The organism is Microbispora triticiradicis (assembly GCF_005864065.1).
GTDB classification, from domain to species: Bacteria; Actinomycetota; Actinomycetes; order Streptosporangiales; family Streptosporangiaceae; genus Microbispora; species Microbispora triticiradicis.
The window spans coordinates 746,489-765,604 of sequence record NZ_VANP01000001.1 but is presented as its reverse complement, the minus strand read 5'-3'; the positions used below and the strand labels follow the sequence as shown (position 1 = coordinate 765,604).

The 19,116-nt window shown below is 70.1% G+C and carries 23 protein-coding genes and 1 tRNA gene; 12 read left to right on the top strand and 12 right to left on the bottom strand.

What is annotated here, in order from left to right; translation table 11 throughout:
- Positions 1 to 328 precede the first annotated feature (328 nt).
- From crcB (FED44_RS03725) to crcB (FED44_RS03715), 3 genes are read left to right on the top strand one after another with little or no spacing between them, the layout of a single operon-like run.
- A complete protein-coding gene (gene crcB / locus FED44_RS03725; RefSeq protein ID WP_244301686.1) occupies positions 329 to 856 on the top strand; it encodes a fluoride efflux transporter CrcB in 528 nt (175 codons plus the stop codon).
- Entirely contained in the window at positions 853 to 1,206 is a 354-nt protein-coding gene (locus tag FED44_RS03720; RefSeq protein ID WP_111697463.1) for a DUF190 domain-containing protein, read from the top strand. The genes crcB (FED44_RS03725) and FED44_RS03720 overlap by 4 nt, the downstream gene beginning before the upstream one ends.
- Positions 1,203 to 1,574, top strand: a complete 372-nt coding sequence (gene crcB / locus FED44_RS03715) for a fluoride efflux transporter CrcB (protein ID WP_138459737.1) — start codon at positions 1,203 to 1,205, stop codon at positions 1,572 to 1,574. The genes FED44_RS03720 and crcB (FED44_RS03715) overlap by 4 nt, the downstream gene beginning before the upstream one ends.
- 132 nt (positions 1,575 to 1,706) lie before the next feature.
- Here the strand turns inward: crcB (FED44_RS03715) and FED44_RS03710 are convergent, their stop codons facing one another.
- The 6 genes from FED44_RS03710 to FED44_RS03685 all read right to left on the bottom strand — a co-directional run bounded on the left by FED44_RS03710 (position 1,707) and on the right by FED44_RS03685 (position 8,385).
- Complete coding sequence (locus tag FED44_RS03710; RefSeq protein WP_244301685.1) at positions 1,707 to 3,134, bottom strand: alkaline phosphatase PhoX; 1,428 nt, start codon at positions 3,132 to 3,134, stop codon at positions 1,707 to 1,709.
- Between the two features lie 131 nt (positions 3,135 to 3,265).
- Positions 3,266 to 3,865 carry a hypothetical protein gene (locus FED44_RS03705; protein ID WP_138459736.1) on the bottom strand — a complete coding sequence of 200 codons (600 nt, stop codon included), beginning with the start codon at positions 3,863 to 3,865 and terminating at the stop codon, positions 3,266 to 3,268.
- On the bottom strand, positions 3,862 to 4,920 hold the full coding sequence (locus FED44_RS37985) for a PASTA domain-containing protein (RefSeq protein ID WP_138459735.1): 1,059 nt from the start codon (positions 4,918 to 4,920) through the stop codon (positions 3,862 to 3,864). Before FED44_RS37985 ends, FED44_RS03705 begins: the two co-directional genes overlap by 4 nt.
- 308 nt (positions 4,921 to 5,228) lie before the next feature.
- Positions 5,229 to 6,515: an ArsB/NhaD family transporter gene (locus FED44_RS03695; RefSeq protein WP_138459734.1), complete on the bottom strand. Its 1,287-nt coding sequence runs from the start codon at positions 6,513 to 6,515 to the stop codon at positions 5,229 to 5,231.
- Positions 6,512 to 6,949 (bottom strand): CBS domain-containing protein, encoded by a 438-nt coding sequence (locus FED44_RS03690; RefSeq protein WP_111697468.1) that lies wholly within the window; start codon positions 6,947 to 6,949, stop codon positions 6,512 to 6,514. Before FED44_RS03690 ends, FED44_RS03695 begins: the two co-directional genes overlap by 4 nt.
- A 119-nt stretch (positions 6,950 to 7,068) precedes the next feature.
- Positions 7,069 to 8,385 carry an NUDIX domain-containing protein gene (locus FED44_RS03685; protein ID WP_167521384.1) on the bottom strand — a complete coding sequence of 439 codons (1,317 nt, stop codon included), beginning with the start codon at positions 8,383 to 8,385 and terminating at the stop codon, positions 7,069 to 7,071.
- 126 nt (positions 8,386 to 8,511) lie between these two features.
- Between FED44_RS03685 and FED44_RS03680 the strand changes: the two genes are divergently transcribed.
- The 3 genes from FED44_RS03680 to FED44_RS03670 are packed head-to-tail and all read left to right on the top strand — an operon-like array spanning position 8,512 to position 10,737.
- Complete coding sequence (locus FED44_RS03680; RefSeq protein ID WP_208758810.1) at positions 8,512 to 9,447, top strand: aldo/keto reductase; 936 nt, start codon at positions 8,512 to 8,514, stop codon at positions 9,445 to 9,447.
- Between the two features lie 46 nt (positions 9,448 to 9,493).
- A complete protein-coding gene (locus tag FED44_RS03675) occupies positions 9,494 to 9,823 on the top strand; it encodes an ArsR/SmtB family transcription factor (protein WP_111697521.1) in 330 nt (109 codons plus the stop codon).
- Entirely contained in the window at positions 9,820 to 10,737 is a 918-nt protein-coding gene (locus FED44_RS03670) for an SRPBCC family protein (protein WP_138459733.1), read from the top strand. The genes FED44_RS03675 and FED44_RS03670 overlap by 4 nt, the downstream gene beginning before the upstream one ends.
- 35 nt (positions 10,738 to 10,772) lie before the next feature.
- Here FED44_RS03670 and FED44_RS03665 read toward each other — a convergent pair whose 3' ends face one another.
- From FED44_RS03665 to FED44_RS03655, 3 genes are all read right to left on the bottom strand, one after another.
- Complete coding sequence (locus FED44_RS03665; RefSeq protein WP_165900431.1) at positions 10,773 to 11,006, bottom strand: STAS domain-containing protein; 234 nt, start codon at positions 11,004 to 11,006, stop codon at positions 10,773 to 10,775.
- Between the two features lie 286 nt (positions 11,007 to 11,292).
- On the bottom strand, positions 11,293 to 12,114 hold the full coding sequence (locus tag FED44_RS03660) for an SAM-dependent methyltransferase (RefSeq protein WP_138459732.1): 822 nt from the start codon (positions 12,112 to 12,114) through the stop codon (positions 11,293 to 11,295).
- A 104-nt stretch (positions 12,115 to 12,218) separates the two neighbouring features.
- Positions 12,219 to 12,626, bottom strand: coding sequence for an ATP-binding protein (locus tag FED44_RS03655; RefSeq protein WP_244301684.1), 408 nt, complete (start codon positions 12,624 to 12,626; stop codon positions 12,219 to 12,221).
- A 295-nt stretch (positions 12,627 to 12,921) separates the two neighbouring features.
- Here FED44_RS03655 and FED44_RS03650 point away from each other — a divergent pair, with 295 nt between their 5' ends.
- The 6 genes from FED44_RS03650 to FED44_RS03630 all read left to right on the top strand — a co-directional run bounded on the left by FED44_RS03650 (position 12,922) and on the right by FED44_RS03630 (position 16,052).
- Entirely contained in the window at positions 12,922 to 13,161 is a 240-nt protein-coding gene (locus FED44_RS03650; protein ID WP_111697472.1) for a DUF397 domain-containing protein, read from the top strand.
- A gap of 77 nt (positions 13,162 to 13,238) precedes the next feature.
- Positions 13,239 to 14,144, top strand: coding sequence for a helix-turn-helix domain-containing protein (locus tag FED44_RS03645; protein ID WP_111697473.1), 906 nt, complete (start codon positions 13,239 to 13,241; stop codon positions 14,142 to 14,144).
- A gap of 145 nt (positions 14,145 to 14,289) precedes the next feature.
- Entirely contained in the window at positions 14,290 to 14,676 is a 387-nt protein-coding gene (locus tag FED44_RS03640) for an ATP-binding protein (RefSeq protein WP_167521383.1), read from the top strand.
- Positions 14,677 to 14,982: 306 nt separating this feature from the next.
- Entirely contained in the window at positions 14,983 to 15,102 is a 120-nt protein-coding gene (locus FED44_RS37070; protein WP_208802288.1) for a DLW-39 family protein, read from the top strand.
- 40 nt (positions 15,103 to 15,142) lie between these two features.
- A complete protein-coding gene (locus FED44_RS03635; protein ID WP_111697475.1) occupies positions 15,143 to 15,859 on the top strand; it encodes an HAD family hydrolase in 717 nt (238 codons plus the stop codon).
- Positions 15,860 to 15,976: 117 nt separating this feature from the next.
- Positions 15,977 to 16,052: transfer RNA gene (locus tag FED44_RS03630), tRNA-Ala, on the top strand.
- Positions 16,053 to 16,108: 56 nt separating this feature from the next.
- On the opposite strand, the gene FED44_RS03625 is transcribed toward FED44_RS03630, so the two are convergent.
- The 3 genes from FED44_RS03625 to FED44_RS03615 are packed head-to-tail and all read right to left on the bottom strand — an operon-like array spanning position 16,109 to position 19,061.
- Positions 16,109 to 17,245, bottom strand: coding sequence for a tyrosine-type recombinase/integrase (locus FED44_RS03625; protein ID WP_138459730.1), 1,137 nt, complete (start codon positions 17,243 to 17,245; stop codon positions 16,109 to 16,111).
- Positions 17,245 to 17,490: a helix-turn-helix domain-containing protein gene (locus FED44_RS03620; RefSeq protein WP_138459729.1), complete on the bottom strand. Its 246-nt coding sequence runs from the start codon at positions 17,488 to 17,490 to the stop codon at positions 17,245 to 17,247. The genes FED44_RS03625 and FED44_RS03620 overlap by 1 nt, the downstream gene beginning before the upstream one ends.
- Entirely contained in the window at positions 17,487 to 19,061 is a 1,575-nt protein-coding gene (locus FED44_RS03615; RefSeq protein ID WP_138459921.1) for a replication initiator, read from the bottom strand. Before FED44_RS03615 ends, FED44_RS03620 begins: the two co-directional genes overlap by 4 nt.
- Between the last annotated feature and the right edge of the window lie 55 nt (positions 19,062 to 19,116).

Below are 19,116 nucleotides of genomic sequence, written 5' to 3'. Positions count from 1 at the left end.
TTTAAGTAATTGCCATATGTCGGTTTTCTGGGTTTGGCCAGGTCGGAGGGGATTGACTTCCGGAAAGTGGCGGCTTTCGGATGTCCCGCTCATCCACTCTCTGTAACATGATATTTGTGGTCCGAAAAAATTCCCGATTAGGGACAGAGTCCGCTGATCCGCCGCTCGCCTGCGGCCACGGCGGCCGGTGGCCGCCACGGGCCGGTTCGTAGACTGGGACCCACTCGTGTGGACCGGCTCCCTTCGCACCCCCTCCGCGACCGGCGTACGGGATCCACGGATGGGCGACGAACCCGGAAGGCCGGGTAACCAGGACGAGGAGGACGGCGTGAGCCGGCGCGTACACGGCGATCGGGAAGAGGCCGGCCTGCCGATCGACCCCGACGTGGACCTCCGGCACGAGCGGGACGTGTTCCGCCCGGCGGCCCCCGCACGCCGCCGCGGCTGGGACGTCCTCGCGGTGATCGCGCTCGGCGGCGGAGCCGGCGCCGTGGCCAGGTTTCTGCTCGGCCGGGCCTTCCCCGCGCCGCCCACCGGATTCCCCTGGGGGACGTTCCTCGCGAACGTCACCGGCTGCTTCGCGCTCGGAGCCCTGATGGTCTTCGTCCTCGACGTCTGGCCGCCGCGCCGCTACGTCCGTCCGTTCCTCGGGGTCGGCGTCCTCGGCGGATTCACGACGTTCTCCACCTTCACCACGGAGATCGTGGACAGGTCGTCGCACGGCGCGTGGCCGATGGCCGGTGCGTACGCCGCTGCAAGCATGGTCGCCGGGCTGATCGCGGTCTGGTGCGGCGTCGTCCTCGCCCGCGCCCTGGCGGGCCTCCCCGTACGGCGGCGCGGGAGGAGGGGCGAATGAGACTGCACGGCCCCGCGCAGCGGTTGACGATCCTGATAGGCGAGAGCGACCGGTACCGGCACCGGCCGCTGTACACCGAGATCGTCCATCGGGCGCACGAGATGGGCCTGGCGGGAGCGAGCGTGTTCCGGGGCATCGAGGGCTTCGGCGCCTCCTCGCGCATCCACACCAGCCGCCTGCTGTCACTCAGTGAGGACCTGCCCATCGCCGTCGTCATCGTGGACGTCCCGGAGAGGATCAGCGCGTTCGTGGCGGAACTGGACGAACTGGTGACCGAGGGCCTGGTGATCGTCGATTCCGTGGAGGTCTACCGCTACGTGGGGCGTGAGCCGGGGCGGGCGGAGCCGTGACCCTGCTGCTCGTCTTCCTCGGTGGCATCGTCGGAGCTCCCGCCCGTTATCTGGCCGACCGCCTGGTGCAGCGCCTGCACGACAGCGTGTTCCCCTGGGGCACGCTGGCGGTCAACGTGTCCGGGTCGCTCGTGCTCGGGCTGCTGCTCGGCGCCCGGGACGATCTCGGGCTGCCCGCCGCGATGGTCACCCTGCTCGGCACCGGCTTCTGCGGCGCGTTCACGACGTTCAGCACGTTCGGTTTCGAGACCGTACGGCTGCTGGAGGAGGGTGCGGTCCTGGAGGCCGGGCTCAACGCGCTCGGCAGCCTGGTCCTCGGCGTCCTCGCCGCCGCCGCCGGGCTCGGCCTCGCCCACCTCCTCGCCTGAGCCGTGCCGGTCACCCGGCGCGGTGCTCCCCGGAAACACGGCGCTGCCCGGAAACGCGGTGCTGCCTGGAACACGGTGCCCCCGGAAACACGTCCACCCCACCCGGGGGGTGGGGTGGACGCCTCAGGTAGGTCAGTGGTGTCCGTGCCCGTGCCCGTCGTGCTTCTGGGTCCAGGGGCCGGTGATCGCGAAGACGTAGCCCGGGGTCTGGATGTTGGCGAACAGGATGCGCCCGTCCGCGCTGAACGTCGGGCCGGTGAACTCGCTGTCGTTGAGTTCGTTGCGGGCCATCGGGTAGGGCGTGCCCTTGTCGGTCACGCCGACCAGGTGCGACAGGCCCTCGCCGTCCTCGGCCAGGATGACCCCGCCGTACGGCGAGACGGTGATGTTGTCCGGCCCGTCGTAGTGGGTGTCCTGCTCCGGGTCGGGGTTGACACCGAAGATCGTCTTGAGCGTGACGGTCTCCGACTCGGGGTCGTAGAACCAGACCTGGCCGTCGTGCTCGTTCCTGCTGCCGTCGTCGTGCCGGGCGTAGCTGGCGACGAAGTACGCGCCGCCGTCGCCCCACCAGGCGCCCTCCAGCTTGCGGCTGCGGGTGACCTGGTCGTCGGTGAACTGCTTGCGCACCGAGGTCGTCTTGGCGTCCCGGTCCGGCACGTCGACCCACTCGACCTTGTAGCGGGTGCCCGGCTGGGTCGCCTCGGACAGGTCGGCGATGTGCTTGCCGCCCTTGCGGCACCGCATGGCCTGCAGCTTCCCGGCGGTGTCGCCGCCGGGGCCGAGCGCCAGCGCGCGCAGCGCGCCCTTGCGGGCGTGGAAGTGCTTCGGCGGGACCCACCGGAAGTAGAGCCCGTTCGGACCGCTCGCGTCCTCGGTCAGGTAGATCTCCGAGTTGCGGGGGTTCACCGCGACGGCCTCGTGGGAGTAGCGGCCGAGGAACTTCAGCGGGACCGGGTCGCGGTTGGCCGCCCGGTCGAACGGGTCCACCTCGAAGACGTAGCCGTGGTCCTTCTGGAACGCGCCCCCGGCCCGCTGCTCGGTCTCCTCGCAGGTCAGCCAGGTGTTCCACGGCGTGATGCCGCCCGCGCAGTTGTTGTGCGTGCCCGCGACGCTGACGTACTCGCGCACCCGGTTGCCGTTCCGGTCCACCTCGATGTTCGTGGTGCCGCCCTTGGCGCCGGGGTCGTAGGTCAGGCCGGGCAGGGCGGGCACGCCGTACGGCTCGCTGCCGCCGATCTCGTGGTTGTTCACCAGGACCCAGCCGTCGCGGCCGGCGAAGCACCCGGTGCCGTCGGCGTCGCTCGGGGTCGGCTCGCCGGACTCCAGCTTCGTCGTCCCGGCCTGAGCGACGATCTTGTAGGAGAAGCCCTTCGGCAGGGCGAGCAGACCGGCGGGGTCGGGGACGACGGGCCCGTACCCGGTCGTCTTGCCGACCCCGGCCTGGACGGCCTGGGCGGCCGCGGGACCGGCGATGGCCTCGATGCTGCCCGCGACGGCGATGCCGAGGCCGCCGGCGGCGGCCGAGCGCATGAGATCACGGCGGGAGAGGGAGGAGCTCACAGACGTACCTTTCGTGCATACAGCAGGCGATACGATCAAATTCCGCCAGGCTGAACATTTCCTTTCGTCATCGGTACGCAGGGGTGAGCAGTGCCTGACGATCGCGTCCGGAAGTTGAACGCGGGACGTGGTCAGGAGGGTGGCCGGGCCAGCAGGATTCCGGCGCCGAGGGGAACGGCGACGGCTGGGATGCGGATCGGCACCTTCTTCTCACCGATCTTGAATCCCTCCATCCCCCAACTCACCGCGACCTCGCAGTCCCCGCCGGGGTGGAGAGTCACCAGCCGCCCGTCGCGGATACCCGCGTACAGCAGCCCGATCGTGAACGTCAGATCGACGGAGAACGTGATCGTGAGCACCTTGCGCTCGTCGGTGTAGACCTCGACGTACGGGCGGTGCTCCGAGGTGATCGAGTGCGCGGCCAGACGGGTCTGGTTGGTCTTCCCACGGAAGCCCTCCTCGTGACTGCGCACCGCGGCGGCCCGCAGTTCGCCGGACTTCTGCCACCCGGCCGCGAGGACCGTCCCGAGAGTGATCCCGTGGAGCAGGCCGGCGCCGGCCTCGGGCAGCTGAGCGACGAGTTGTCCGGCGAGGTCCGGGGCGTCGCGGCAGATCGTGCTCATCACCTGGGGGTCGCGGACGAGGCGTGCCGCCGCGGCCACCGCGCCGCGCGCGCCGTCATAGAGCGCGAGGGCGGCCGTGCCCGGATTCGGGTTGATGGTCAGGTTCATGACAGGCCTTCCCGGATCTCCTGCCGACCCGGGTCCGCGACCGCGTGGAGGCGTACGGCCGGGCGGGAGTCGCGGCTCTCGTGGATTCGCACGTTCGGGGACGGGTCGGCGCGGGAGACGAGTCGCACCTCCCGGCGGCGGTCGTGGTCCCGGTCGGGCGCGCGCCGGCCGTCCCGCGCCTTCCATCCGGCGAGGCCGAGGAGCGCGGCGGCGACCACGACGACGGCGAGCCACGGTTGCACACCGAAGTCAGAGCCCGTCTCCTCGCCGGAGAACGCGACCGTCGGCACCGGCTCAGGGCTCGCCTCGGGCGACTCCTCCGGCTGCGGCGACTCCGGGGGACTCGGCGAGGGACTGTCGTCCGGGCTCGCCGGTGGACTCACAGGTGGGCTTACCGGTGGGCTCACGGAGGGGCTCACCGGGGACACTTCGCTCAGGACGACGTCGATGGCGTCGCCGATGGTCAGCTCGTCTCCGCCGGGAGGGTTCTGGTCCTCGACGATCTGGTCGTCGCGCGCGTCGTCCGCCCCTCTGAGCGTCAGCCCCCGGTCCGCCGCCATCTGCCGCGCCTCCGCGACTGTACGGCCGATGAGGTACGGCACCTCGGTCGAGCCGTCGAGGAGCAGGCTGACGGCCTGCCCGTAGGCGAGCCGCCCGCCGGGCGCGGGAGTCTGCTGGGCGACCTTCCACTCGCCGGTGGCCTCCGGCTGCCCGGTGGTCACGCCGAATCCGGCCTTCTCCGCTTCGGCGGTGGCCGCGGTCAGCGTCATCCCGGTCAGGTCGGGCACCTGCCCTTCCAGGTAAACCCGGACACCCGTGATTTTGAATTCGATGCACGACAACGTCTCCGCGCTGCTCACGAAACTCGTCCCGGGAGGCACGGGATCGGGCACGGTCACGACCCCATAGCCGAAATGGCCGTTGAGCGTCGCGTACGCCTGCTCGTACGTCTGACCGGTCACGTTGGGCGGGGGTGGGCAGCTCGTGGCCCGCGCCGGCGTGGCCCAGAACGCGGCGGCGGCCACGGCGAGGGCCACGATCAGGCGTACCGGCATGATCGTCTCCGGAACGAGTCGAGGGTGTCCGAGGGGGACGGGTCGGGGTCGCCCGGACGGGACGGGCCGGGTCGTCCGAAGGGAACGGGGGCGGGCTTCCCGAATAACGGGCTCCTCGAAGAAACGTTACGAAGAATCGCGGTCGGCTGGCGTAAGTATCCCCCTACTCATATTCGCGAGCGCAATTCCCCGGTCCGATGAGCGGACCGGGGACGCGGATTCCCGAAATCAGGCCGAAATGCGCATACGGGCAAAATCGCTGGAGCTGTCGGGCGATCGCCCGGCACTCCGGCTCCACTGAGCCGGACTCAGAGCAGGTAGCGCAGCCAGAGGTACGGCGTGGCCAGGGCCACGGTGACGACGGTGACGATCAGACCGTACTTGGTGAACTCCCAGAAGCTGATGCGCGCGCCGTTGCGCTCGGCGATGCCGAGGATGACGACGTTGGCGGAGGCGCCGACGGCGGTGGCGTTCCCGCCGAGGTCCGCGCCCAGCGCGAGGGCCCACCACAGGACGTCGTGGTCGCCGGGCACGTGCTGGGCGAGGTCGGCCACGATCGGGCTCATCGTGGCGACGTAGGGGATGTTGTCCACGATCGCCGACAGCCCGGCCGAGGCCCAGAGCAGGACCATGGCCGTCACGCCCGGCCGCCCTGCGGTCGCCTCCGCCGCGGCCTGCGACACCTGGGCGATCACGCCGGTCTCGACGAGAGCGCCGACCATCACGAACAGCCCGGCGAAGAACACCAGCGTCGGCCACTCCACCTCGCGCAGGGCCTCGTCCGTGGTGATCTTGGTGACCAGCACGAGCAGCCCCGCGCCGAGCAGCGCCACGACGGACGGTTCGTAGTGCAGCACCGGGTGCAGCACGAACGCGGCGACGACCACCCCGAGCACCGACAGGCTCTGCACGAGCATGACCCGGTCCTCGATGGCCGCCTTCTCGTCGAGTTGCATGATCTCGGCGGCCCGTTCCGGGTCGTACCGGAAGGCGCCGCGGAACAGCACCCGGCACAGCCCGATGAACACCGCCGTCAGCACGATCACCAGCGGCGCCAGGTGGACGAGGAAGTCGTTGAAGGTCAGCCCGGCGCGGGAGGCGATGATGATGTTCGGCGGGTCGCCGACGAGCGTCGCGGTGCCGCCGATGTTGGACGCCATCGCCTCGGCGATCAGGAACGGCGCGACCGGCAGGGCGAGGCGCTCGCAGACGAGGAACGTCACCGGCGCGATCAGCAGCACGGTCGTGACGTTGTCCAGCAGCGCCGACGCCAGGGCCGTGATCACCAGGAGCAGGACCATGAGCCGGAACGGCCGTCCCCTGGCGCGTTTGGCGGCCCAGATCGCCAGGTATTCGAACACGCCGGTCTGCCGCAGCACGCCGACGATGATCATCATGCCGAGCAGCAGGAAGACGACGTTCCAGTCCACGCCGGACTCCTGCGAGAAGAACGCGGAGCCGGCCGCCGTCGCGTGGACCAGCAGCATGATCGCGGCGCCGCCCAGGGCGGCCTTGACCCGGTGGATCTTCTCGGTCGCGATGAGGACGTATGTGGCGGCGAAGACGATCGCCGCCACCCAGGCCGTCACCGTCATGCGAGCCGCTTGAGCAGCGCGGAGAGCGTGACCGCGCCCAGCAGCCGGCCGCCGTCCAGCACCGCGACCAGGGGACTGCGGGTGCGCGCCATCAGCGCGCCGATCTCCAGGAGAGTGGCGTCCGGGTCGGTGACCGGCAGCTCGCGCGGACGCTCCGGCAACGCCTGCCGGACCGTGCGCCCGCCCAGGGCGCGTACGAACGCGTCGGCGTGCGCCTCGTCGATCACCCGGGCCAGCGCCGGATCGTCCTGGCAGTAGCGGGGCACGGCCAGGCGCAGCACCTGCGTACCGGGCAGGATCGACACCGGCGTGCCGTGCTCGTCCAGCACGATCAGCCCCGGCAGTTCGCGTTCGGCCATGAGACGCGCGGCCTCGGCGACGGGGGAATCGAGCCCCACCGTGGGGAACGGCACTAGGAGATCACGGGCACGCATGATCTCACCTGCCCAGGACGTACGGCTGTGCTCACGGCTGCCTTCCGGTCGGCGGTCCGGCCTCCCGGGTATGGGAGACCCCTTCGCCGACCAGACTTCCCGGCACGCCCCGGACCAGGCTATCGGCCGGACACGCCGTACAGAAGTCCCGAAGAGCGGACGAACGCCCGCTCGGCGTACGGGAGACGGCCGAGCGACCCCGCCGGCAGCGGCACCACGCCCTCAGGCGGGGTGGTCAGGCGGGCGGCGAAGGCCAGCCGCCGCCCGAGGCGTCCGGCCGGCGAGACGTAGTCGTCCGCGCCCGCGAACCACGTCTCCCCGATCGCCCCGGCCGCCGCGATCCGCGCCAGCGCCGCCTCGACGTCCTCCCCCGGCCGTACGACCGTCGAGGGCAGGCGGTCGGTCTCCTCGTCGGACCGCACGAGCGGCGTGCCGTCGAGCCAGCCGACGAGACAGACCGTGACCTCCTCGAACCCGGACCGCGCCGCCTCGGCCGCCGCCTCCGCCGCGCCCGGCGTCTCCCACCCGTGCAGGGAGAAGACCGGCGGGCGGGACCCGTTCGACTCGACGGCCGTCCGGCCGTGGGCGAGCGCGCGGCGCACGGCCTCGACGCCCGCCCGCGCGTACGGCACCGTCCGCTCGGGCAGCCGGTCCATCGGGAACCAGCCCAGCTCCGCGCACTTGTGCGGCTCGGCGTTGACCGGCGTGCCGGTGTATCCCCTGGGCACGAGGAACAACCCGACGCGGGCCGTGCCGCCCGGGTTGCGATGGTGCATCACGTGGACCACCTCGCAGCCGTACGGCTCGATGCCCAGCTCCTCGCGCGCCTCGCGGACCGTGGCGTCGACGGCCGTCTCCCCGTCCTCCAGGTGCCCGGACGGCATGATCTGCCACTCCCCGTCGGCGTACCCGGTGCCGTGGCGGCGGCCGAGCAGCACCCTGTCCCCGTCCGTCAGCAGCAGATGCACGTCCACGACCGGCCGGTACCGGCCCGGGGCGTACGTCGCGGCGTCGAGCAGCGCGGGCAGCGTGGCGGCGCTCGCCGAGATGAACTCCCCCAGCTCCGGCGGCACCATGTTCAGCGTGCGCACCTCCGCGGGGCGGACCCGCCGGACCTGGTGCAGGCCGACGTCCGGTTCGAGGAACTCCGGGCCGCTGCGGCGCGACAGGTCGAGCGAGACGAGCCGGCAGGCGAAGACGGTGCTCAGGCGGCCCGGCTCGGCGAGGGTGAACACGTGCAGCGCCGGTCCCGCCGTGGCGCCCAGCTCCTCGTCGAGCTCGCGGCGCAGCGCCGCGTCCAGGGAGACGTCGCCCGGCTCCACCCCGCCGCCCGGCGTGACCCAGTAAGGCTCACGCTCGGGCCGTACCCGGCGGAACAGGACGACGTCGTCCCCGTCGAACAGGATGGCCCGGACAGCGTGCCGCACGGTGGTCATGCCCGGCATCCTCTCGCGGGCGTCCGCCGTGCGCCCCCCGGACGGCCTCTCCGATGGCGCGAAATACGGTGAGGTGATGCTTCCGCCGCCGGCGAGGCGGACGGTGAGGGGACTGTGAGGGGAACCATGACGGAGATGACCTATCGGCGGCTGGGGGACTCGGGGCTCGTCGTCTCGGCCGTCGGCCTCGGCGGCAACAACTTCGGCCGCAGGATCGACCTCGACGCCACGCGCGCCGTGGTCGACGCCGCGCTCGACGCCGGCGTCACGCTGATCGACACCGCGGACATCTACGGGGAGTCGGAGGCCCTGCTCGGCGAGGTGCTGAAGGGGCGGCGCGACCAGGTCGTCCTCGCGACCAAGTTCGGCGGGGACGTGCACGGCGCCAACGGGCCCGACTGGGGCGCGCGGGCCTCGCGGCGCTACGTCCGCCTGGCGGTCGAACGGTCGCTGCGCCGGCTCGGGACCGACTGGATCGACCTCTACCAGTTGCACTTCCCCGATCCGTCCACACCGGTCGAGGAGACCCTGTCGGTCCTGACGGACCTGGTGCGGGAGGGGAAGGTCCGCTACCTGGGCTCGTCCAACTTCGCCGCCTGGCAGGTCACCGACGCGGACTGGATCGCCCGCACCGGTGGTCTGGAGCGCTTCGTCAGCGCCCAGAACGAGTACAGCCTGCTGGACCGCCGGGTGGAGCAGGAGCTCGTCCCGGCGCTGACGTACCACGGCATCGGCCTGCTGCCGTACTTCCCGCTCGCCAACGGCCTGCTGACCGGCAAGTATCGGCGGGGGGAGCAGCCGCCGGAGGGCAGCCGCCTCGCCGGCCGTCCGCAGTATCTGACCGGCGAGCGGTTCGACGTGGTGGAGAGGCTGCGGGAGTTCGCCGAGCGGCAGGGCGTGACCCTGCTGGACGTGGCCATCGGGGGACTGCTCGCGCGGCCCGCCGTGTCGTCGGTGATCGCGGGCGCGACCCGGCCGGAGCAGGTCGCGGCCAACGCGGCGGCGGCCGGATGGCGGCCGGACGACGCGGCCCTGAAGGAGCTCGACGAGATCCTCAGCTGACTACATAACCTTGCGGGAATATAGCCGAGCGGGTATGTTCGGGGTCGTGCCAGCGACCTTCGACGTACTCGCCGAGCCCGTGCGGCGGCGGATCCTCGACCTGCTGCTCGAACGCCCCCGCCTCGTCGGGGAGCTCACCGAGCGGCTCGGCCTGACCCAGCCCGGCACCTCCAAGCACCTCAAGGTGCTGCGCGAGGCCGGGCTGGTCCGCGTGCGCAGGGACGCCCAGCGCCGGTGGTACGAGCTCCGCCCCGAGCCGCTCGCCGAGATCGACGCGTGGCTCGCGCCGTACCGGAGGCTGTGGTCGGCGAGCTTCGACGCGCTGGAGAGGCATCTGGACGAGACGCCCGACGACGACCCGGAGGAGATGACGTGAAGGCGACGCTCGACGAGCTCGACGGACGGCCGGTGCTGCGGATGGAGCGCAGGCTGTCCCACCCGAGGGAGAAGGTCTGGCGGGCGATCACCGAGCCCGAGCGGCTCGGCCTGTGGTTCCCGTTCACGGTCGCCGAGATGGACCTGCGGGTGGGCGGGAAGATCGTGTTCGGTGGCGGCATGACGCTGGACGCCGAGATCACCGAGCTGGACCCGCCCCGCGTGTTCGCCTTCGTCCAGCGCTCCACCCCGGAGATGCCCCGCGAGGGCGACAACCTGCTGCGCTTCGAGCTTTCGCCGGAGGAGGGCGGCGGCTGCCTGCTCGTCTTCACGCAGGTCTTCGACGACCGCCCGGCCGCGGCGAGCTACGCCTCCGGGTGGCAGGTCTGCCTCGGCGCGTTGGACGCGGTCGTCGCCGGACGGTCACCCGAGTGGCCGGAGGGGAACTTCCCGGAGCTCCATCAGGCGTACGTGGAGGCGTTCGGGCTCACCGAGGCGGTGGCCGGACGAGCGGACGGGCCGGGCGGCCGGCAGGTGCGGTTCGAGCGGCAGCTCACGCGGCCGGTGGAGGAGGTCTGGAACGCCGTGGGGGCCGCCGCGGCGACGATCGGCGCCCCGGTGCCGGACCGCCTCGGCGAGGGGACCGTCACGGCCGTCCGTACGCCGGGGGCTCCGGGCGCGGGGCCTGGCGCGGAGACGCCGGCGTACGTGGAGTTCACGGTCGCACCGGCGGGGCCGGAGCGGCCCGGGGCCATTCATGCCGAAGATGGGCGACGGGTGCGCTGGGAGCTGTCCAGGGGCACCGGACACGGCGCGCGGCTGGTCGTCACGGACACCGGCGCGACCGGCCACACCTCCGTGCTGGAGGAGTGGCGGGACCGGATAGAGACGCTGGCGCGCGACCTCGTCGGCTGAGCTCCTCGGCAGTCCTTCGTAGTCCTCGGTGGTCGTCAGTAGTCGAGCATCCTCAGCAGACGGCCCAGGTACGGCGGCACGTTCCGCAGCCGTACGGCGTCGTGCGTGACGAAGGAGGCGGGAGCCAGCAGGGCCCGCAGCCCCGCGAGATCGATGAACCGCAGGTCGCCCGTGTCGATGACGATCTCGCCGCTCGCCTTCCTCGCCCTGGCGAGCGCGCTCGCCAGGGCCTCACTGTTGGAGACGTCGACCTCGCCATCGATGATCACCGACGCGTCCGCCGGGGACCACCTGACGCTGAGATAAGTGTCTGTGTAGAGAACTCCGCACTGATCCGCGGCGGAGGTCACGAAGTGCACCGGCTGAGCACGCCGGTGGTCCATCCACCGCTCGCCGCGCACGGGCGGGCGGTCATGGAGCAGGACATGGCGATGATCATCGCTGTCCCACCTCCCTAGGGAAGCTGGAGTATTCACTGAGCGTCGTCGTCTGACGCTACTTCTGTCAATGGTTAGGCACGTTAATATTCAACGAAGATCTAACAAGGGTGCCGCGTCAGGATTTGCGGCCGACGCCGCCGACCGACCACACCGTGTTCTTCGGCGGCCGCAGCCTGCCCGGCTCAGGGCGCCAGTCCGGCAGCAGGACGAGGCCGGGTTCCACCAGCTCAAGGTCTCCGAACAGCCGAGGAATTTCCGCCCGTGTGGGCAGGCGCATGCGGCCGTCGTCCTTGGCGGCCCACTCGTTGGCGAACAGGAGGGACAGCTTGTCCGTCACCTCCGGCCGGATGTCGGAGACGGCATGACTGATGACGATGTAACTGCCGGGGGCGATCACCTGGCGTAACCGCCGGGTGATGGAGAGCGTCAGATCGTCGTCGTTCATGGTGGAGAGGACGCCGACGAGCAGGACGGCCACGGGCTCGCCGAGATCCACGAGCCCGCGCAGCCGCGGGTGCGCGAACAGCCCGTCGGGGTCGCGCACGTCGCCGTGGATCACCACCACGCGCTCGTCGTCCTCGACCAGCGCCTGCCCGTGGTTCACCACGACGGGGTCGTAGTCCACGTACACCACCCGGGCGTCGGGGGCGTACCTCTGCGCGATCTCGTGGACGTTGCCCTGGGTCGGCAGGCCGCACCCGATGTCGACGAACTGCCGGATCCCCGCCTCCGCCAGGAACCGTACGGTCCTGCGCATGAACTTGCGTCCCTCGCGGCACATCATCGGCAGCTCGGGCGCGATCTGCAGCGCCATCTCCGCGGCTTTGCGGTCCGCGGCGAAGTTGTTCTTCCCGCCGAGCCAGTAGTCGTAGACCCGGGCCTCGTTCGGGATGGACGGGTCGAAACCCACTGGCTCGACCGGGGGGAAACCCGGCATGATCCTCCGTTCAGCCCAGACGGCGATACTACCGAGGAAAATCGGGCTGAAGAGAGGGGAAGGGCCGGGTGGGTGCCTGACGGGGGCGGGGAGGGCCCGGTGGGTCAGCGGAGCGAGCCGGAGCGCTCGGCCGTGAAGCCGGCCCAGACCGCCTTGCCCACGGGACGCAGGGGCGTCCAGCCCCACATGCGGCTGACCCCCGCCACGACCTGGAGGCCGCGTCCCGTCTCCGACACGTAGTCGGGCTCACGCAGCACCGGGGCGGCGCTGCTGGGGTCGGTGACCATGCACAGCAGCGCCCGGGTCGAGCGGAACATCAGCAGGCGTACCGGGACGGGGTGGATCGCCTGGTGGCGCAGACCATGCCGCAGGGCGTTCGTGACCAGTTCGCAGACCGCGAGCGCGGCGTCGTCGGAGACGTCGTCCATCGACCAGGTGCGCAGCACGCCCGTCGTGAAGTGGCGCGCGGTGCGCGCGGCGAGACTTTCGCGGTGGAATTCGTGCACCGCCACCTGGGGTGCGCCGTCGGGCTCCGTTCCATTGGTCCACGGCCACCGCACGCCGTCCGGAAAGACCTGCTCAAGCGTACCCAGCCAGGGATCACGGGCACCGCTATCGGCTTCTGCGAGTGAAGCGCGGTCTGTCCGATAACCAGTCATTGAGAGCCTTATGAGGTTGATGTCGACCGTGTGGCGGGATGACTCAGTAAGTCATACTGCTCCCATTGGTGCTGCTGTGCAAGTACAGATGCACGTGCAAGCGCTTGAAAGTCCTTGCATGAGCGGGGAATCCGAAACGAGGCCCCACATGTCCGTGATCTACAACGGGATGCCCTCATCTCATCTGGGCCGGGTGGGCTGGCGCAAGAGCCGGCACAGCAATCCGAGCGGCAACTGCGTCGAGATCGCCGCGCTTCCCCAGGGTCTGGTGGCGCTGCGCAACTCCCGGCACCCGTCCGGCCCCGCCCTGATCATGCCCGTCCAGGACATCGCCGCTTTCGTCCGCTCCGCCAAAGAGGGCGAATTCGACGATCTGCTGCAGAACTGATCGCACCGCTTGCGCGAGACGACGGGGAGAGTATCGTTAACAGGGCGTAAACATCGGTGCACCTCAAAGGACCTCATATGACTGCGGCCCCTGCGGAGGGTGTGCCTCAACTCCCTGACCTGGCGTCACAGTCACGCCGTAGTCCCACCGTTCTGCGTCTCCTCCTCGGCACCCAGCTGCGCCGCCTGCGGGAAAGCAAGCACATCCGGCTGGAGGAGGCGGGGCACGCCATCCGCGCCTCGCATTCGAAGATCAGCCGGATGGAACTCGGGCGCGTCGGTTTCCGCCGCCGCGACGTCGCCGATCTCCTCACCCTGTACGGCGTCAGCGACGAGGCGGAGCGCGAGGCGTTGCTGTCCCTCGTCGCCCAGGCCAACGCGCCGGGGTGGTGGCACAAGTACGACGACGTCCTGCCCTCCTGGTTCGAGGCGTACGTCGGCCTGGAGCAGGCCGCGAGCACCATCCGCTGCTACGAGGTGCAGTTCGTCCCCGGGCTGCTGCAGACCCCCGAGTACGCCGCGGCGGTGGTGCGGCTCGGACATCCGGACGCTCCGGCGGAGGAGATCGAGCGCCGCGTACGGCTGCGGATGGACCGCCAGGAACTGCTGGCCCGGCCGGACGCCCCGAACCTGTGGGCGGTGATCGACGAGGCGGTGCTGCGCCGCCCGGTCGGCGGCCCGGAGGTGATGCGGGCCCAGATCGAGCACCTGCTCGAAATGGTCAACCTGCCCCGTGTGACGCTCCAGGTCATCCCGTTCAGCGCCGGAGGGCACGCGGCCGCGGGCGGGCCGTTCAGCATCCTGCGCTTCGCGGGCGTCGGCCTGCCCGACGTCGTCTATCTCGAACAGCTGACAAGCGCCATCTACCTTGAGAAACGCGAAGACATCGACCGCTATCTCGCGGTCATGGAACGCCTGTGCATCCAGGCCAGACCGTTTGCCGACACCAAGCGGATGCTGAGCCTGCTCCTGACGGAGCTGTGACGATGCGCTAGCGTCACGTGCGCGACCTCCGCTGCCGCGGCCCGCTGGAACGGTGGCGCAAGCCGTACCGGAAAATACGTGTCAGGTCCGTATGGGCGGTAAGTGGTGTAGTAGCTCGGGGGAAGCAGAAGGGTGGTGGAGAACCGTGGCGGGCAGCCTGCTCAGCCTGGAGTTCGACCGAAGTTCGGTCACCCGGGTACGACATCTGGTCATGGTGTCCGCGCAGGAGGCCGGTCTGGAGGGCATCGTCCTGGAGGACTTCGTCCTCGCGGTGCACGAGGCCGTCGCCAACGCCATCCGTTACGGCTCGCCCCCGCGGGGCATCGCCATGTGGAGCGAGGCCGGCTCCCTCGTATGCGAGATAACGGACAAGGGTCCCGGCATCCCGGCCGAGGTCCTGGAGCGTGAGGAGCCCGCGACGAAATTCGACTTCGGCGGGCGTGGGCTCTGGCTGATGAACCGCCTGGCCGACCTCGCCGTGCGCACCGGGGCCGACGGAACGACGATCCGTCTCTGCGTGACCCTTCCCTGAGTGGTTTGAGTGGCTTCCGCTGAGAGCGGAGCGCCCCCCGCCTGTCCGAAACCACGTGTCCTCCAACAGCCCATAGCCCCGGCCGTCAGGGTTAGCGCCGGTGGGAGCTGGGCAGTTCTGATCTCGTCGTCCTGTCGTCGCGGTCGTACGACGGACTCGGCAGGAAATCCGAAACCAGTATTCAGGTTCACCGAAATTACCGGCAGGCCGAGCCGGACGCCGAAGCCTTGCTAGGCTGCAGGGAACCGTAGAACCGGGCGTTGTCTCACCCGGCAGGTGAGACCGTCGAAGAAGTGGGGTCACACCGTGAAGAAGCTGCTTGTTCTCGCTCTGGTCGCCGTCGGCGGGCTCCTTGTCTGGCGCAAGGTGCAGGCCGACCGGGCCGAGCTCGATCTGTGGACCGAGGCGACCGGCAGCGAGAACTGACCACCAGGGATGGTGCTTGATCGTGGCAGAGGTGCGGGGAATGACTCCCGTGAAGCTGGCCTGTCTGGACCTGGCCGGGACCACGATCGGTGACACCGCCATGGTGGAACGGGCGTTCGCCGAGGCGATCGCCACGCAGGGCATCGTCCCCGGGACCAGCGCCTATGCCCGCGCGATGGTGCATGTGCACAGGTCTCGGGGATGCCCGAAGATCGAAGTCTTCCGCGGCATCTTCCCCGGCAACGAGGCACAGGCGCAGGCCGCCAACCTCACCTTCGAGCGTTCGTACGAGGGAGCCATCGAGCGGGCCGGCCTGGTCCCGATCCCCGGCACAATCGAGGCGATCGAGAAGCTGCGTGAGGCCGGCCTGAAGATCGCCCTGATCACCGGCTTCAGCCGGGCCACCCTGGGACGGGTGCTGAGCTCCCTCAGCTGGGTCGACATGCTGGACCTCGCGCTGTGCCCGGAGGACGCCGGACGTGGCCGTCCGTACCCGGACATGGTGCTCACCGCCGTCCTGCGCTCCGGCGTCGACGACGTACGGCAGGTGGCCGTGGCGGGCGACTCCGAGAGCGACATGCTCTGCGGCCGGCGCGCGGGCGCCTCCATCGTCGCCGGGGTGCTCACCGGGGTCCACACCAGGGAGCGCCTGCTCGGCGGCGGCGCCACCCACATCCTCGACTCCATCGCCGAGTTCCCCGGCCTCGTCCTGGGCAACGAGGTCGGCGCCCCCTCGGTGGTCACCTCCGCCTCCTGACCCCCCCGCAACCATGCCCCGTGCGCTGCCGAGTGGCGCTCGCACACGGGCTGTTGCTACGGTGTACGCACCGGAGGGCTCGAAGATCTGCCTGTCTTCGCAGTTCGCGCCCGCCCAGGGGCCTTAGCTCAGCTGGCAGAGCGCCTGCTTTGCAAGCAGGAAGTCAGGGGTTCGAATCCCCTAGGCTCCACCAGCCAAAACGCCGCTTCCACGATCATGGGAAGCGGCGTTCGTGCCATTAACGTGCCATTAGCTCTTGCCGGCATCGCGCTCCGCCTCGACTCGCGCGCTCAGCGCATCGGCGATCTTCCGGTCGGCGTCACGCGTGGCGTGCTGGTAGATCAGCGCGGCCCGGTCGCTGTCGTGGCCCATCCGCGCCTTGAGGTCGGCCAGGCTCGCGCCCGACTGCGCGGCGAGCGTGTTGCCGGTGTGCCGTAGGTCGTGGAAGTGCAGGCCCTTGACGCCCATCTCCTTGAGCGCTTCCGCCCACTTGGCCTCACGCCGGAAGTTGCCACCGCGGAGGAACGCGCCGCGCTTGCCGAGAAAGACGAACGCGTCCTCGACCGTGCCGGTGAACTGGTCGAGGTGGTCGACGAGCATCGGGACAATCGCCGAGGGGATGCTGACCGTCCGCTTGCCGGCCCGCGACTTGGGCGGCGCGAGCACCATGTCTCCGCCGTCCAGCTCGATGAGCTGTTCCCGCACGCGGACCGTACGTGCCTCGATGTCGATGTCCGAGCGCCGCAGCGCGATGACCTCGCCCCATCGCAGGCTCGCGAAGGTGGTCAGCAGGATCAGCGCGCGGAATCGCCGGTCCGCCATCCGGTCTGCCAGCTCGAAGACCTGGGCGACGGTGAGAATGGGCCGCTCCGGCGTCTGCTCGTTGTCGGCGCCCTTGATCCGGCACGGGTTCTGGCTGATCAGCTTGTCCTCTTCGACCGCCGTCATGAGAACGGCCCGCAGCAGCCGGTACGCCTTGGCAGCGGTGGACACGGATACACCTTTATCTATGAGGGCGGCACGCCAGGAGCGGACAAGCGCTGTGGTGAGTTTGCCGACCGGCACTTCGCCGAGGCCGGGAGCGACGTGCCGCTCAAGGAGCCAGGTGTAGAGCTCGACCGTCTTGGGCCGCAGGCCCGGTCGCTCTTTGATCCAGGTTTGCGCGTAGTCGCCGAGCAGGACCTTTCCACGGTGGGGGTCCGTCCACTCTCCAGAGATCATCTGCGCTTCCAACAGCGTGAGCGCACGGTCCGCGTCCGTCTTCGTGGCGTAGGTCGTGGAGCCCGTGTGGATGCGCCCATCGGGGCCGGGATAGCGAATCTGAAAGCGGCCGGAGGGAAGCTTGCGAATGTTGCCGAAACGCCGGTGACCGTCTCTGTTCGCCATCAGGCCGCCCGCCCTTTCGGCGCCCTGACCGGCTCGACGAGCCCGGCCGCGATGAACGCTTCAAGTGCGGCTTCGGGAATGCGAACGCCCCGGCCGACGCGGACGAAGAAGATACGGCGTTCGGCGATCAGCCGACGAGGAAAGCGAACGGAGGTGTTCAGCCGTTCGGCCGCCTCTTCGACACGGAGCAGGCGACCTTGGGCCTCTGGCGGGAGTGGCGTGGTCGGTGAAATCGGTTTCGTCATGCCGCCCTCCCTTCAGTTGCCGAAAGAACTCGTCCGTCTGCCTCGGCTTCGAGCCGGTCGAGGTGATTGCGCCAGCGCTGGCGTTCGTGGACCGAGCGGAGCAGCCGGACGCCGATCGGGGCCAGGTCGGGGTCACCGGGCTTGACCGGTCGCCAGATGTAGCGGTGAGGGTCGACCGGCTCGTCTTCGACGCCGAGGGCTTCCAGGACCCAGGTACGGCGGTCCTGCTTGTGCTCCGTCAGCGTCTTGTTCGACCACTTCCGCGAGACCAGGACGCGCCGCCCCGCGTAGCCGAGGTGATCCGGCTTGTGTGCCTTGCCCTTGCACCGCCCAGGGGCCATGCCGGGTTTGGCGCCTTTGGGCTGCACGCCGTAGCGGAGCCAGTTTGGGCAGGTCGGCGAGCATGGCTCAAAGCGGAGTGCGTCGAGGAGCCGTTCGGCGTGAGCTTTCCGGCGCGGGTCGCCGGTGCCGAGGGCGTCGCCGAGGCTCTTGGTGAGGTACTTCGACAGGTACCCGATGAGCTGGTCAGCGTCCGGGGTCCCGGCGAGCACGCCTTTGACGTCCATCTGGTCGCCGAAGCGGAGCACGTGCAGGGGTTCGGCGTCGTCGTCCTGGTCGAGGGCGTCGAGGGCTTGTTCCCAGGTGGGCAGGACTTCCCCCGTGGTGGGGTCGAGGTAGCCGGCCCCGTCCTCCCAGACGGGCAGGTGCTCCCCCTCGAACCGCACGTCGTTGGTCGAGGGCCACCACACCTGGTGATACGTGGCTGCGATGATCTGCCGCAGCTCCGCACGCGGGAGCGTGCCGCGGATCGCCATGTGCAGATGCGGGGCGAGCCGCTTCTGTGGCTCGACGCTGGCGAAGTACTGCACGTCGTACCCGGCGACCCGGCGGAGGTTCTGCACGAACCGGTCGACGAGCTTGGAGAAGTGAAGCGCATCCCGCGCCGCACGGACGTAGTCGTAGGCGTCCGGGTTCAGCGGCGCGCCCTCCAGCACTCGTCCGTAGGAGGGCAGGGTGAGGGTGACGAACATCGACGGCCGGTAGACCTTGCCGTCCGAGCCGGTGAAGGTCCGCCCGAGGGTGGTCTTGGTCATCTGCCGCTTGGGCAGGTCCGGGGCGTCCTGCCGCCGCTTCGTGGACCGCGACCGTTTGCCGGAGGTGCGGCCGAGGACGTTGCCCCGCATGCCCGCGGCGTTGATCTCCTCGTCCAGCTCGACGATCGCGGCGTCCAGGTCGGTGGTGTCGCCGCCGGCCTTTTCGGTCTCGTCCCGCCAGGCGTGGACGTCGGCCCGCAGCTCCACGAGGTGACGCTGATACTCGTCGGCGTTGTCGGGGAGGTTGATCGGCTCGTGGTCGAGGTGCCAGCCCTCCCGGCACTGCGCCCGCCGAAGCTGCCGGTTGCGCTTGGCGCACGGCGGGCACTTGCTCTCCAAGGTGGCCCCGCAGGGGACGTCGATGACCTCGGTCTGTCCGGTGAGGATGTCCTGCCGCCGCAGCGGGACCGGGCGGATGCACACCCCGTACTGCTTGGCGATCTCCTCCACGACTTCACGGGCCAGCGGTTGAGCCATCCGCACGGCCCGAGGTGTGGACCGGTCGTTGGATCGGGCGGGGGAGATCGGCTGG